The following is a 14,655-nucleotide window of genomic DNA, read 5'->3' on the forward strand; positions in this document are numbered from 1 at the left end:
AGATTGTCGAACTCCGGAAACCATTGAACAAGGATGCCGGATTTCGGCGGACTATGGCGATAACGGACGCCTCTGTCTAGTTCGGGGATCCTACAATTGAGGATAAAACGGCGGGCGGGCTCGAACTCAGTGAACCTTGGCGCCCTTGACCGCCGCGAATCCCGCGTCGCGGATGTGCTTTGCCGCCGCCGAATGCCGTTTCGGCTCTTCCTTCTTCACGCCCGCGAAGTCAGGACCGCGGTCCGTCTTCTTGTCAAAAGCCGCTTGGACCGCTCCTTCCACTTCGGCGCGCTTTTGAGTCGCGACCCTGTGGTGGAGACGCGCACCGGCCAGGGACTGCAGCTTCTCCGCCTGTGCATCCAGGGTCTTGTGGATACCGTAGATGTTGTAGAAGCCGGAATGCTCCAAGGTCATCGGCCGGTCGTCGCTCAGGATCCACGTCAGCCGCTTGTGCAGCGTCGACGGGGAAACCGGCTTGACCAGCACATGATGCGCGCCCGCGCGCAGCGCCTTGTCCACCAGCGGCCGGGTGCCATGCGCGGTGACGAAGAGAATCGGCACGTAACAAAGCGGTTCCATGTGGCGGTGCCGCACGAGACGCAGGAACTGGTATCCCGATGTCGGCTCCATGCGCCAGTCGGTGAGAATCACATTGGGCGGTTCGGCGAGGCTGGCCTCCAGCGCATCGTCGGCCGAATCGAACACCCGCACACGCGCAACCTTGAAGCTGAGGAGAATCGATCTCAGAATCGTTTGCATCGGCTTGCTGTCTTCCACGACAACCGCGTCGATGTCTTCCATCGAAAGCCCGAAGGCGGCATGATGCTTCATGAAATGCGGGTCCCTGTCCCTGTCCTGCCCGCACTAAACCAGACCCGGCTTAAACCCCGTTGAAATCAATCCCGGCCATTTTCTTCAAATTTTCATAAAACCCCGCGCATTCTCATCCACAGAAACGGCCGCCCGGGCGGGCGGCACTGCTTTGCCGGGAAAGCAAGCGCTAAATTCCTGTTGAATGCGCTTGTCCCGCGCCCTCCCCACTATCCACATTCGCACACAAGATTTTGCGTTTGCCTACGACGTGAGCACAAGCTGTTGTCACACATGCCTTGACCTTAAGAATTCGTTTACATTAGTTTCACTATCATTGCGATGTGCGTAGGCGGGGCCCTTCCGGGCGCTCCGGTCATCCAGAAAGTAAGTGTCAGCGTACCCACTTCCGGCTTTTCAGCCTTAAGCCGGAGGGCGGGCATCTTTGCGCCGGTTTCTGCGTCCAACATCGTGACAAACCTGTTGAATAACACTATATATAGTGGACCAGAAAATCAGATACGCTACATACAGGCTCAGAGCCTGGAAATGACAAGGCGGCATCCGGCTCTGGAGCATCCGGCGTTCACTTGAACGCGGACAAGAGGCTCCAGACACTTTTGAGCCGGTCAGATTCTGGATGAACGATCGATTCCGATTGGGCATCCGTTGACCGGGAGGCAGGCGGCGACGCCGGGCCGGATGTGATGCGGACGAGAAGTCCGGTTCGGGCAGAACCGGCACGCGATACAAGGGGACTTAGAGAATGCGGATCGAGCGGCGCTATACCAAGGACGGCCAATCGCCTTACGCCACCATAGAATTTCGCACGGCCACAAGCGAGATCCGGAATCCGGATGGATCGGTTGTCTTCCGCCTGGCCGATATCAAGGTCCCGGCCCAGTTTTCCCAGGTCGCGGCCGATATCCTGGCACAGAAATATTTCCGCAAGGCCGGCGTCCCGGCAAGGCTGAAGGCGGTTGAGGAAAACACCGTCCCGTCCTGGCTCTGGCGCCACGAGGCCGACGAAGCCGCCCTAGAAGACCTTCCCGAAGACGAGCGCTACGGTTCCGAGATCGACGGCTGCCAGGTCTTCGACCGCCTGGCCGGCACCTGGACCTACTGGGGCTGGAAGGGCGGCTACTTCGACGGCGAAGCCGACGCCCACGCTTTCTATGACGAACTCCGCTTCATGCTGGCGACCCAGAAGGTGGCGCCGAACTCCCCGCAGTGGTTCAACACCGGCCTGCACTGGGCCTATGGCATCGACGGCCCGAGCCAGGGTCATTTCTATGTCGACTACCAGACCGGCCGCCTGACCAAGTCCAAGACCGCCTACGAGCATCCCCAGCCCCATGCCTGCTTCATCCAGTCCGTCGGCGACGACCTGGTGAACGAAGGTGGCATCATGGACCTTTGGGTGCGTGAGGCGCGCCTGTTCAAATACGGCTCGGGAACCGGCTCCAACTTCTCCCATGTGCGGGCGGCGGGCGAACGGCTGTCCGGCGGCGGCAAGTCCTCCGGCCTGATGAGCTTCCTGAAGATCGGCGACCGGGCGGCCGGCGCCATCAAGTCCGGCGGCACCACCCGCCGCGCGGCCAAGATGGTCGTCGTCGATGTCGACCATCCCGACATCGAGGAATACATCAACTGGAAGGTCAAGGAAGAGCAGAAGGTCGCGGCCCTCGTCACCGGTTCGCGCGTCTGCCAGAAACACCTCAGCGCCATCATGCGCGCCTGCATCAATTGCGAGGCCGACAACGGCGAATGTTTCGATCCGGCCAAGAACCCCGCGTTGAAGCGTGAGATCCGCGCCGCGAAAAAGATGATGGTGCCGGAGAACTATATCCAGCGCGTCATCCAGTTCGCCCGCCAGGGCTTCACCAAGATCGAATTCCCGGTCTACGACACCGACTGGGATTCGGAAGCCTATCTCACGGTCGCCGGCCAGAACTCCAACAACTCCGTGCGCATCACCGACGGTTTCCTCAATGCCGTCGTCGAGGACGGCACCTGGGATCTGACCGCCCGCCGCACCGGCGAGACGCTGAAAACCGTCAAGGCGAAGGACCTGTGGGAACAGATCGGCTATGCCGCCTGGGCTTCCGCAGATCCGGGCCTGCAGTATCACACCACCATCAACGACTGGCACACCTGCCTTGCCGACGGTGAAATCCGCGCGTCCAACCCGTGCTCGGAATACATGTTCCTGGACGACACCGCCTGCAACCTGGCCTCGCTGAACCTGATGCAGTTCCGCAGGGAAGACCGCTCCTTCGACATCGACAACTACGAACACGCCGTCCGCCTGTGGACCGTCGTTCTGGAAATCTCGGTGCTGATGGCGCAGTTCCCGTCGAAGGAAATCGCCGAACTGTCCTACAAGTTCCGCACCCTCGGCCTCGGCTACGCTAATATCGGCGGCCTGCTGATGACCTCCGGCATTCCCTACGACAGCGACGAAGGCCGCGCCCTTTGCGGTGCGCTGACAGCCGTCATGACCGGCGTTGCCTATGCGACCTCGGCGGAAATGGCCGGCGAACTCGGCTCCTTCCCCGGTTACAAGAAAAACGCCAAACATATGCTCAAGGTCATCCGCAACCATCGCCGCGCCGCCTATGGCGAGGCGAACGGCTATGAGGACCTGCACACCAACCCGGTTTCGCTCGACCATGCCAACTGCCCGGACAAGGCGATCGTGGAACGGGCCAAGAAGGCCTGGGACCGCGCGCTGCAACTCGGCGAACAGAACGGCTTCCGCAACGCCCAGTCCACCGTGATCGCCCCGACCGGCACCATCGGTCTGGTCATGGACTGCGACACGACCGGCATCGAACCGGACTTCGCCCTGGTGAAGTTCAAGAAGCTGGCCGGCGGCGGCTATTTCAAGATCATCAACAACGCCGTTCCCGAGGCCCTCGGCAAGCTCGGCTATTCGGAAAGTCAGATCGGCGAGATCGAGGCCTATGCGGTCGGCCTCGGCTCCATCGATCAGGCCCCCGGCATCAACCCTGCGGCGCTGAAAGCCAAGGGCTTCACCGACGAAAGCCTGACCAAACTGAAGGACGGCATGAAGTCGGCCTTCGACATCAAGTTCGTCTTCAACCGCTGGACGCTCGGCGACGAGCAGCTCAAAAGCCTCGGCGTTTCCGCCGAGCAGATGGACGATCCGGAGTTCGACCTCCTCACCTTCCTCGGCTTCTCCAAGTCGGAAATCGAAGCCGCCAACACTCATGTGTGCGGCGCGATGACCCTGGAAGGCGCCCCCTTCCTCAAGGAAGAGCACTACCCGGTCTTCGACTGCGCCAACCCGTGCGGCCGCATCGGCAAGCGCTTCCTGTCGGTGGAAAGCCACATCCGCATGATGGCCGCGGCCCAGCCGTTCATCTCCGGCGCGATCTCCAAGACCATCAACATGCCCAACGACGCGACGGTGGAGGACTGCAAGGAAGCCTATCTGCTGTCCTGGAAGCTGGCCCTCAAGGCCAACGCACTCTACCGCGACGGCTCCAAGCTCTCCCAGCCCCTCAACTCGCAGCTTCTGGCCGACGACGACGAGGATCTGGAAGACACGGCCGAGGAGATCGCCGCCCGGCCGCAGGCCGCGCGCGCCGAGGTCGTCGCCGAGCGGATCGTCGAACGCATCATCGAACGGGCCGTGCGCGAGCGCGAAAAGATGCCGGACCGCCGCAAGGGCTACACCCAGAAGGCGCGCGTCGGCGGCCACAAGGTCTATCTCACCACCGGCGAATACCAGGACGGCCGCCTCGGCGAGATCTTCATCGACATGCACAAGGAAGGCGCCGCTTTCCGCTCGTTGATGAACAACTTCGCCATCGCCATCTCGCTCGGCCTGCAATACGGCGTGCCGCTGGAAGAATATGTCGATGCCTTCACCTTCACCCGCTTCGAACCGGCGGGCATGGTCCAGGGCAACGAGGCGATCAAGAACGCCACGTCGATCCTCGACTACATCTTCCGCGAGCTGGCCGTTTCCTATCTTGGCCGCCACGACCTGGCCCATGTGCCGCCGGAAGCCATCGGCAACACGGCCATGAGCAAGGGCCCGAACGAGGGCCGCGATCAGGGCGGCGGCCAGGTGGTCTCGCACGGCCTCGTCCGCGGCCAGACCGAGCGCTTCCGTCTTGTCGCCAGCGGCGACCCCGCCGGCGAGGCGACCCAGGCGATCTCGGCCCAGACGGCAAGCTCCCCCGCTGCCCAGGTCTCCGCCGTCGCCACGGCCTTCGCCCGCGGCTCGGAAGCCGCCGCGGCGGTCGAAATCTCCACCACCCCGGCCCAGCAGCCCAACTCCGCGGCCCAGCAGATCGCCCAGGCCCGCATGAAAGGCTATGAAGGCGAAAGCTGCTCCGAATGCGGCAACTTCACAATGGTCCGCAACGGGACGTGTCTGAAGTGCGACACCTGCGGTGGTACGAGCGGGTGTAGCTGAGGACTGGCTTTAGTGAGTGTCCCGAGTCGCATAGGATGGCCAATTTAGGTCAATAAGCGGCTCAGAAAGAGAAAATCCGGACGCTCACGAGCGTCCGGACGGACTTCAGAGAACATAACGAAAACAAAAAAATGGGGAGACGCTGACATAAAAGGAGTAATGAATGCCGCTCACAAATACCGAGCTACGTTATTATGACAGCAACGTACTACGCTTGCCGGCCGACAAACGGAAAGAGTATCACGAGCAAGTCGACCGTTTGATCGACGAATTGCGCAAGAGCGTCCGTGATAGGACAGAAATCAAGATTACCAAAGTGGTGAAGGCGGGGTCCTTCGCGAAATTTACAATCCTGCGCAAGACAAGCGTCGACCCTGTCGATGTTGATGTGGTTTTCTACATCTCAGGCAAGGATGCGAGCCAGGAAACACTGGATTCCCTAAACGACACAATCCACGAGTTGCTGATCAAGATCTATCCCAACAAGTCGGTTGAGGACTTCGAGATCCAGCGCAAGGCGGCGACGGTCACGTTCGTCGGCACGGGCTTGAGCGTCGATATCGTCCCTGTGATCGAGGATGAAAGCCAACCGGGATATGGCTGGCAGTTCGATATACACGATGGCTCGAAAATCCAGACCTGCGCGCCTTGTCAGATCAAGTTCGTGCGGGACCGTAAAAACCAGGACGGCGACTTTCGTACGCTCGTGCGCCTCGCGAAAAAATGGCGCAACCAGGCCGAGGTCAAACCGCTCAAGTCCTTCGCCATTGAACTCATCATGGCGCACGTTCTCGAAGTACAAGGCAATTCTGGTAGCGTCGAGCAGCGTTTCCGGAATTTCCTTCTCTACATCGCTCAGTCGAGGCTCAAGGAACGGATCAGCTTTCCCGAAAACAATCCGCCCTATGGGAGTTTCTCCGATCCGGTGGTTATCCTCGACCCTGTCTACAGTCTCAACAACGCAACGAGCCGGATTTCCGAGGCGGAGCGCGAGGAGATCGTCGCCGCAGCAGAAGAAGCTTGGGAAGCAGCAAATTTTGGATCCGCAGAAAATGACAACGAGGTCTGGAAGGAAATCTTTGGCCCTCGCTTCAAGACGGAGGATTGAGATGAGCCAGACCAGGACCGCCACAGCCACCTACACGGTGGTCGATATCGAAAACGTCGTTCGTCGCTTGAAGGCTGATCTTGTCATGATCGCCGACAGCACGGGTGCATGGACCGCAGCCAAGGCGGCCGATTATGCGCACGACGTCGAAGTGCTCGCGAAAGCCGGCTATCTCGAGTGGGTCGATGTCACGCTGTTCAGCAATGGCACCGAGGTGAAGGCTGTCAGGTTCGAGGTGGATACCGACGCAGGGGCGCTGACCACAAGCCGTCCCGGCGGCGTTCTATGGCCGAAAATCTCAGGCGCACATCTGCGGATCATCCTCGGCTACACCGACGCTTATACGAGCGCGGTGCGCGAAACAATGAAAGGCAAGCTCAAGGTCGGGTGGGTAACTTCCCATGATGACACGAGCCACAGCGGCCTGACGTCAGCAGGCGGCCGCAACTATGTCAGCCATGCCTACGGCATGCAGAGAAAGGACTGGGCAGCGTGAGCCAACCGAGCATCTTCGATAGCGAAACGCCACTTCCCAGTGATGCGCTCGTCAAGCGCGAAAAGACTTTGCTCGGATTTAGTGGACGTTATGCCCGCGTTCATGATCAGCTCCGCCTTCTCTTGAATGTCGGCGGTCTGGGCGACTGGAACCGCAGGTATCACGGCGGCAACCTGGCAATCTGCAATCTCGTTGCCGAACAATATCCGCTCGTCATCTTCCACGGCGATGTCGGAACCGGCAAGACGGCGACGGCAGAGTGCATTGCCAACAGGCTCGTTGCCGAAGCCAGAAGCGAGGATTCGATCCTGTTTAAGCTCTCTAACCGAGTGCGCGGTAGCGGCATGGTTGGTGAAATGGGAACGCTGATTGCCGAGGCTTTTCGGAAGGTGATTCAGTCGGCCGGCAAGACCCGTCGCGCCATCCTAATCATCGATGAAGGCGATAGTCTCGGCGCTTCGCGTTCGCAGGATCACAGCCATCATGAGGACAAGGTAGCAGTCAATACATTGATCCAAGGGGTCGACGATCTGCGCCAGTATGGCGGACGTATCGTGGTCATTCTCTGTACGAACAGGCTTTCGGCACTCGACGCAGCACTTCGCCGGCGAGCGGCAATCACCGAAGAGTTCAAACGTCCCACAGATGATGAGCGTCGCCAGCTCTTTGAAATGGATCTAGAAGGCATGAGTCTTCTGCCGGCACAGATCGCTGAACTTGTAGCTGCAACGAGTGCGCGCGCAAGCCACCCCTCATGGACTTATTCGGATATTCGCACGCGGCTTTATCCTGCAGCACTTGCGAAAGCCTATCCTGACCAGCCGCTCAAATTCGAACACCTGAAGGCCGTCGCGGCCTCTCTCCATGCATCACCTGTGATGGAGGACCGATAATGCCACGCTCACCTCTGTTCGGACGTCGAATCCATATATCCGGTAGCGTGGTCGATGATATTTCGATCGCCTCGGCAGACGACGTACGGGCTGCCCGTGAACTGGTCGAAACCTTGGTGAAGGAACTCCTTAAGCGTGGAGCCAACTTTGTCATTCCCGTCGATGCAGAACCGCTTCGCAAGGTCGACGGCCTGCCAATCTGCTTTGATTGGCTAGTTTGGAGCACGATTAAAGACAATTTAACGCTCAGGCCGCCGGACGCGCCGGGGCCCCTTGCAGTTGCGGTTCAGCACCAAAAGACAGAAGATCAGATCCCGGAGGCGTACGCAAACCTTTGGGACGCACTCCGTGGTTCCCAGCTGATCAAAATCGAAAGTGCCGCTCACTGGAATATGAATGGCAAGCGCATGGAGGCGCAGGCGCGCTTCGGTGATGTTCTGGTTGCACTGGGTGGCAAAGAGGGTGTGCTTTACTTGGCAAACCTCTATCACGACGCCGGAAAGCCGGTCGTGCCGCTGAATCTCACTCTTTGCCCTGAAACAACGGGGGCACGCCGCATCTATAACCTAGGACTGGCAAGCGCTCAGTCCCGAAAGCTGTTCCAGATCGCCAACGACGGAGACGCGCACGACTGGATCAACCGTATCCGATTCCCGAGACGTCAGTCGATTTCAGAACGCGTATATGTTCTGGTCGAATTGCTGGAGTCACTGGAAAGGCCAAGAGCCTTTGCAGTGCGACTTTTGAATACCGACCTGCCGGAATTTGACGATGTCCAGGCGTTCTTCGATACGGTCGTCCAGCCCGTCGTCGAGGGTGAATTGGGCTATCGCCTTGTTGTCATCGACGGCCGTCAAGCATTTGAACACTCCAGGATTGATCAGGAGATCTTTGCTAAGCTCCATCGCAGCAGCGTAGTGCTCGCTGACATCACCGGAACTCGCCCCAATTGCTTCCTCGAACTTGGATATGCGCTTGGCCGCGGTCTCCCAACGATGGTGATGGTCCGCGAAGGCGCAAGCTTGCCGTTCGACATAACGACGCTCTTAGGTCTGCACTGGAAAACGACCGGCACTGTGGAGGACAGGCGCCGCGCGTTCCGCGAACATTGGCAAGCGATCCGCAATCGCCCGCCTCTCATCCCTGTGGAGCCTTTGATCTCATGAATGATAGTGACGAGATTTTAATCTCGGTAGATGTAGAAGCGGCAGGTCCAGTTCCTGGCGAGTACAGTTTGTTGTCGATCGGAGCTTGCTCTGTCTTTCACCCCCAAGATACATTCGCGTGCAAGCTGAAGCCTATCAATGGAAATTTCGATCCAAAGGCGCTGGAGGTGAGTTGCTTATCCCTGAGCGACCTTGAGCGCACGGGAGTTCAACCAGTTGATGCGATGCAATCATTCGCGAATTGGATCGGGGAATTGACGAATTCGAAACAAAACCCGGTCTTCGTCGGCTTCAACGCGCCGTTCGACTGGTCATTCGTGAATTATTATTTCCATCGATTCATGGGAAGCAATCCATTCGGGTTCACAGCGATCGACATCAAGGCATTTTACATGGGTGCGACGGGTTGCAAGTGGAAGGACACCCGATCGAGTAAAATCGCTGAAAGCGTTAAGCCGATCCTTGAAGGCACCCACGATGCTCTTCAAGACGCGCTCTATCAGGCCGAAATTTTTCGTCTGATACTGGCCAATCAACATCGAAACGACGAGTAGCCGTTTCAGAAGTCAAATTTCTCTATCTCTGATTGCTCCTGGCCCAATCATTTTTGAATTCTTGCGCCCTCACTTTCCAAAGTTTGGATGGTGGTAATATGAATGGACTGATCCCTCTTGGCAGGGCGCGCGCCTTGGGAGAAGATACTTCCATAGGTTGAAGGCATTTCTGATCCAAAACATGTTGTCACATCGAAGTTGATTACGAGGTTATTTCAGTCAGGGGGAGCTGATGAAAGTTCGCAACGAAGGAATAATGTTGGCTGGAGATTCCGTTACGGATATCTGCCTTCTGAAATTGCCGGCCCGCGGAGGAGCCAAGGGCTCTGATCGTGGCTTCGCAATTTGGACTGAGGGCGGTGGTGTCGAGTTGACGGAAAGAACTCTGAAGGCGCTTGGCTTTGGGATTAGGCGTACACTCGAAGACGCGTCGCCGAAGACGACCCGACTACACTCTCTGGTTACGCTCGCGCCGATCAAAATCGACAGAGGCACCGAGGTATTTGACCCGAAACCGAAACCGGACAAACCTGCTGAAGCTCGGGTCGTGAGCTTCGACGGCTACTTCCGCGACGCGACAACCTTCATAACGCCCGTACGCGAGATGGAGGATGATACAGATGCTCCGATCCGCGCGATATTCTTGAATGACGCCAATGGCGGAGTACGCGACAGCAAAGAGGTTGTCACCAAGATCATTGAGGCCAAGGGAGTGGCCCGCTTCATTATTCACAAGATGCATCCACCACTCAGGGCAGGATCCCGTATCCGCAAAGCCTTGATGGACCTAAGTGACCTCGAGAGACTTCTGATTGTCTCGGCCATGGACTTACGGCTCGAAGGTGTCCGGCTCAGGGGGCATCTTTCTTGGGATGCAGTCCTCGAAGACCTAGCGGAAGCGCTCAAGACATCGGACAACCTGCTTGCCAACCTTTGTGAGGAGTACGGAAAGCTCTTAATCCAGTTCGACGTCGAAGCGGTAGCGCTGCTCACCAGCAATGAGGAGGGGATAAAGATCACCTTCGTCTTCGATCCCACGTCGGCCGAAGGGGACCTCGCGGAAGAGCGACCGGGCAGCCTTTACGGCCAGATGAACGCCTTCGCATGCGCACTTGCGGCGGCACTTTCTGAGGAGGACTGGGTACTCGGCATAGAGTCGCTGAAAACCGCGCTCGCCGCGGCGCGAGTCTATGCAGCTGGTGCGATCAGGGTTCCGCTTAACGACACCACGCACCCCCTCCTATGGCCTGGGATCGGCATCCACAGAGAAGCTGCCGCCTCTACCAAAATGAGGACGGCCGATAAGCCAAAAACTGATGCCGAGCGCCGATACAGCGAGTTTGAAGCGCTCCGCAACATTGAGCTCACTCCCTCAGCCATCGCGAACGATCCGGACTTTCGCCTGATCCTTCGCTTGGAGTCGGGCGATTTATACGAACTCTGCTCGAGTATCGTTAAAATGGGAGAGGATAAGGTGAAGACCCTTCCATCCGCACGGATCGGCAAATTCGTGACAATCGATCGAACTGAGATGGAAGGCTACCGGACGATCCAACGCCTTATCGATCGGTACCTCGCGGACGAAAGCGTTACAAAGCCCATCTCAATTGGTGTCTTTGGCCCACCGGGCGCCGGAAAATCATTCGGTATCAAACAGATTGTCGAAAAACGGAATATCCCATTCCGCGAATTCAACATGTCCGAGGCAGCGGAGGAGGCACTCCCAGGCTATTTCCACGAACTCCGTGACATACGCCTTCGGGGCAAGGTGCCGCTTTGTTTCTTCGACGAGTTCGACTCGCGCGGCCGTAGCATCGTTGCGCGGTTCCTCGCGCCGATGCAGGACGGCGAGTTTCGCGACGGGACCCGAACCCACCCGGTAGGCCGTGCGATCCTCGTATTCGCGGGCGGAACTGCTTGGACTGCGGAGCACTTTCAAAAGGCCGCACGATACAAAACCGACGGTACCGTTAATAAGCCAAACGACGACCAGTATCAAAAGGCCAAGGATCTCAAGATCCCCGATTTCGTTTCCCGCCTCTCAACCACTCTTGATGTGCTTGGCCCGAATCCCGTAGGTCAAGGGGACGAGGAAGGCCATGTTCTGCGCCGCGCGGTACTCCTCAGAAACCTGATTGAGAAGACACTCCCGCAGGTCGCGACCGACGGGGATGGTCACGCTGACATAGACGAGAGTGTCATCCGCGCATTCCTTTCCGGTGGGGACTTTACCTTCGGCGCACGTTCAATCGAACAGGTGCTCAAGATGTGCGCCGTCCCGCTTTCGCAAGCAAGGCTCGGCATCTCGGACCTACCTGATGAATCGAGACTAAAACTGCACCTTAAGACACCGACGCGCTTCTTCCAAAAGGTACACAACGAGGCATGAATGATCCGGGTTGACCAAGGCTCGGAGTTCATCTCACGAGATTTGGACCTTTGAGCTTACCAGCGCGGCGTTACGCTGAACCGAACCTCTCCATGACAGGAAGACCGACGGACAGCGCCTTCATCAATTTCGCTACTTCCTAGCCGGGAAAAGCGTCGCGGATAACTCTAACCCAATTCGGGGGAACTCAGCGGGTCACATCACTCTCAGTGGGGTCATCAGTAGAATTCAACGTTCAGCTGAACCCTAGCTTTGTTTCCAGAACAGAACCTGAAATAGGTGATCCGAAGCGTTCCCAAAAGAGTAGCGAACATTAGCTGAAATTGGCGAATCTTAAAAAAATGTACGCATCCAAAGACCCCTTCGCGTCTGACTGATAGACAGACGAGAACTCACTTCCTAGAACTATCAGCCTGCCCTTTTGCGTCGATGCGGACTCGCGACAGTGTCCTTGTCATCATTCCTCGAAAACAATCCATCAAAAATCGCACGCCCTTTGGCTTCGCCAAATGCTTCAAGAACCTGTTTTTTTACGGATTCCCTATTTTCTTCAAAAATCTTTTCCTTAGCGTCTCTGTACGCGTTGTCCATATACAATGGCATGGGTCAAGTACCTCAACATGTCGATGTCAATCATGATAGCGCGATGGGATGTAATATCAAACCGCGCCGGTCGCAAGCTGGAAACATTCGCACTTTGTGCCCAACATTTGCAATACATGGTAAAGGTTGTAAATGGGTAAAGGTTCCACCGACCGATCGAATCGGAACCGTTGCAGATTTAAAACAACCCTCAGGTTAAGATGGCTTTCGCTCTAACAGTAAAAGATATTATAAAACAGATATTTCCAGAAGGAACCTCCTTTGAAACTAAAAGGGAGAGTTGGAGCGAAGCTCCAGCATACCCACCAGATCTGTTTGCGATCACGGGTGTCCTACTCCAGCGAGCCGGTGTATACCAACACATAATTTCGGCAGAATCTGGAAAAAAAGAAGAATTTCCTGAGAAGAGTATTCTCATCTCAGCCAAGAAACGCGATGCTATCCTCAAAGCTGGAATGACGTGGTCAACACCTAAAACCCAATCGCGCATTCAAAAACTCTGGAGTTCCTTGGAAAACTGCAACGAACCAGTTTACCAAACGACTAATGGGAAAAAGCAAAAGTGGTGGGATATTGCGTTTGAGCTACTGGCTATCGCCGACGAGGCAAGCAAAGGTGCAGGCTACTTCATTCCGAAGGAAGATCACCAAAACCAAAGTTGGGTAGCCAAAAGCGCCAACGCACTGTTGGAAACTGGAGCTCCTCTAAATCCTCGAAGCCGCCATATTAGACACAACAATGATGCCATTTGCTCAATTACATCGCATTTGGTGAATACCGATATAGTTTGTGTACAACCGAAGTCACGTACTCCAGAAGTGGGATGTAGCCTTCGGAATATATCTCACTACCTTTCATTGTTGCCGCCTAGAGGCCATATGAAAGTGCATTGGTTAACACCACCTGCCGTGCAAGCCAAAGAGCATTCGGCAAACTTGAACTTATTGTTGGTCCCATACCCCTACAAAATTGAGAACTCATGGATCAAAGCAAAACTTATATGCGATGAAGCAGACAACGGTTGGGGATGGTTTGAAATCGACCAAATGTGGCTGTCTTACCATGAGAAAGAGTTTCTCAATTTCATTGATGCCTTGATAGAAAAGGCGAGAAGCTTAAAAGGTTCGATAAACGGAATAGTACTTCCTGAACTTTCATTAAGTTACGCTTCATATGAGAAACTGGCAGAACATCTGCGAGATCACTATCCCAATTTCGATTTCCTGGTTGCGGGAACAAGTCAAAACTGCAACGAGGAATCCGGAAATTTTGCGTTGGCGAGTCACTTTTACGAGCTAGAAACTGGAAAAAGGGCAATGGCAACCGTGAGCCGTCCCAAACACCACAGGTGGTCGCTAGATACATCTCAAATACAAACATATAATTTGGTGTCGAGCTTCCCTGCTTCTCTTGCAAGTAACGCGAAGTGGTGGGAGAAAATTCCTCTTCATCAGCGCAGGATTCATGTAAACTCACTACGAAATTCTTCAGTTTTCACGGCAATGATATGTGAAGACCTTGCAAGAAGCGACCCTGCACACGAACCATTGAGGTCAGTAGGAGCAAATTTGGTGTTTGTGCTCCTTATGGATGGTCCACAACTGGAATGGAGATGGGCAAGCCGTTATTCTACCGGGTTGGCCGAAGACCCGGGTTCATCAGTTCTAACTCTCACGTCGCGAGCGTTGTTAGAACGTTGGAACGCTGACAAACCAGACGAGGAAAAATCGTGGAGCGTGGGCATTTGGAAGGACTCTAAAAATCGGGCAACGCCACTAGAGTGCCAACAAGATGCTCAGGCACTACTAATTGAATTGGCAGGAACTTCCGAGGTGGAAAGAACAGTAGATGGGCGAAGAGGACGTGAAGCATTCTGCTGGACCATGGTTTCAGGAAGTCCTTTAGAAATCCGCCTAGATTCAAAACACGAAAAGCTGGTGAAGCTATTTTGCGAGTAGCAATTGCTCATTCGGGATGTTGTTCTTAACCGCGATTGTAGCATCGTACCCGCCAACTGAGCACCTCCCCGAAAATCGGACAGTGACGGAAGCTACGATTTGACGTCTGCTGGTCTCCATGAACGAGGAGATCGGACTATGTCGAAACGCAGGAACCATGATGCGGGCTTCAAGGCTCGCGTTGCGCTGGAGGCCTTGAAGGGTGAGCGCACGGTGTCGGAACTGGCG

9 protein-coding genes are annotated in these 14,655 nt (G+C 56.1%); 8 read left to right on the forward strand and 1 reads right to left on the reverse strand.

Annotated elements, in window-relative coordinates:
• Nucleotides 1-126 precede the first annotated feature (126 nt).
• On the reverse strand, nucleotides 127-831 hold the full coding sequence (locus CLV41_RS17030) for a response regulator (protein WP_208987555.1): 705 nt from the start codon (nucleotides 829-831) through the stop codon (nucleotides 127-129).
• A 745-nt stretch (nucleotides 832-1,576) separates the two neighbouring features.
• Between CLV41_RS17030 and CLV41_RS17035 the strand changes: the two genes are divergently transcribed.
• The 8 genes from CLV41_RS17035 to CLV41_RS27580 all read left to right on the forward strand — a co-directional run bounded on the left by CLV41_RS17035 (nucleotide 1,577) and on the right by CLV41_RS27580 (nucleotide 14,427).
• The gene (locus CLV41_RS17035) at nucleotides 1,577-5,260 is read left to right on the forward strand and encodes a vitamin B12-dependent ribonucleotide reductase (RefSeq protein WP_103223616.1); all 3,684 of its coding nucleotides are present in this window, start codon (nucleotides 1,577-1,579) and stop codon (nucleotides 5,258-5,260) included.
• A gap of 163 nt (nucleotides 5,261-5,423) precedes the next feature.
• Nucleotides 5,424-6,368: a CBASS oligonucleotide cyclase gene (locus CLV41_RS17040; protein WP_103223617.1), complete on the forward strand. Its 945-nt coding sequence runs from the start codon at nucleotides 5,424-5,426 to the stop codon at nucleotides 6,366-6,368.
• Nucleotide 6,369: 1 nt separating this feature from the next.
• A complete protein-coding gene (locus tag CLV41_RS17045; RefSeq protein WP_235867159.1) occupies nucleotides 6,370-6,864 on the forward strand; it encodes an HORMA-1 domain-containing protein in 495 nt (164 codons plus the stop codon).
• Nucleotides 6,861-7,757 (forward strand): AAA family ATPase, encoded by an 897-nt coding sequence (locus tag CLV41_RS17050; RefSeq protein WP_103223618.1) that lies wholly within the window; start codon nucleotides 6,861-6,863, stop codon nucleotides 7,755-7,757. Before CLV41_RS17045 ends, CLV41_RS17050 begins: the two co-directional genes overlap by 4 nt.
• Nucleotides 7,757-8,923: a hypothetical protein gene (locus tag CLV41_RS17055; protein WP_103223619.1), complete on the forward strand. Its 1,167-nt coding sequence runs from the start codon at nucleotides 7,757-7,759 to the stop codon at nucleotides 8,921-8,923. Before CLV41_RS17050 ends, CLV41_RS17055 begins: the two co-directional genes overlap by 1 nt.
• Entirely contained in the window at nucleotides 8,920-9,477 is a 558-nt protein-coding gene (locus CLV41_RS17060; RefSeq protein WP_103223620.1) for a 3'-5' exonuclease, read from the forward strand. Before CLV41_RS17055 ends, CLV41_RS17060 begins: the two co-directional genes overlap by 4 nt.
• 232 nt (nucleotides 9,478-9,709) lie before the next feature.
• Nucleotides 9,710-11,866 carry an AAA family ATPase gene (locus tag CLV41_RS17065; protein ID WP_146048581.1) on the forward strand — a complete coding sequence of 719 codons (2,157 nt, stop codon included), beginning with the start codon at nucleotides 9,710-9,712 and terminating at the stop codon, nucleotides 11,864-11,866.
• A gap of 803 nt (nucleotides 11,867-12,669) precedes the next feature.
• The gene (locus tag CLV41_RS27580; protein ID WP_146048582.1) at nucleotides 12,670-14,427 is read left to right on the forward strand and encodes a hypothetical protein; all 1,758 of its coding nucleotides are present in this window, start codon (nucleotides 12,670-12,672) and stop codon (nucleotides 14,425-14,427) included.
• The last annotated feature ends 228 nt before the right edge of the window (nucleotides 14,428-14,655 follow it).

The sequence above is a fragment of the Roseibium marinum genome (genome assembly GCF_002906165.1).
Classification (GTDB): domain Bacteria; phylum Pseudomonadota; class Alphaproteobacteria; order Rhizobiales; family Stappiaceae; genus Roseibium; species Roseibium marinum.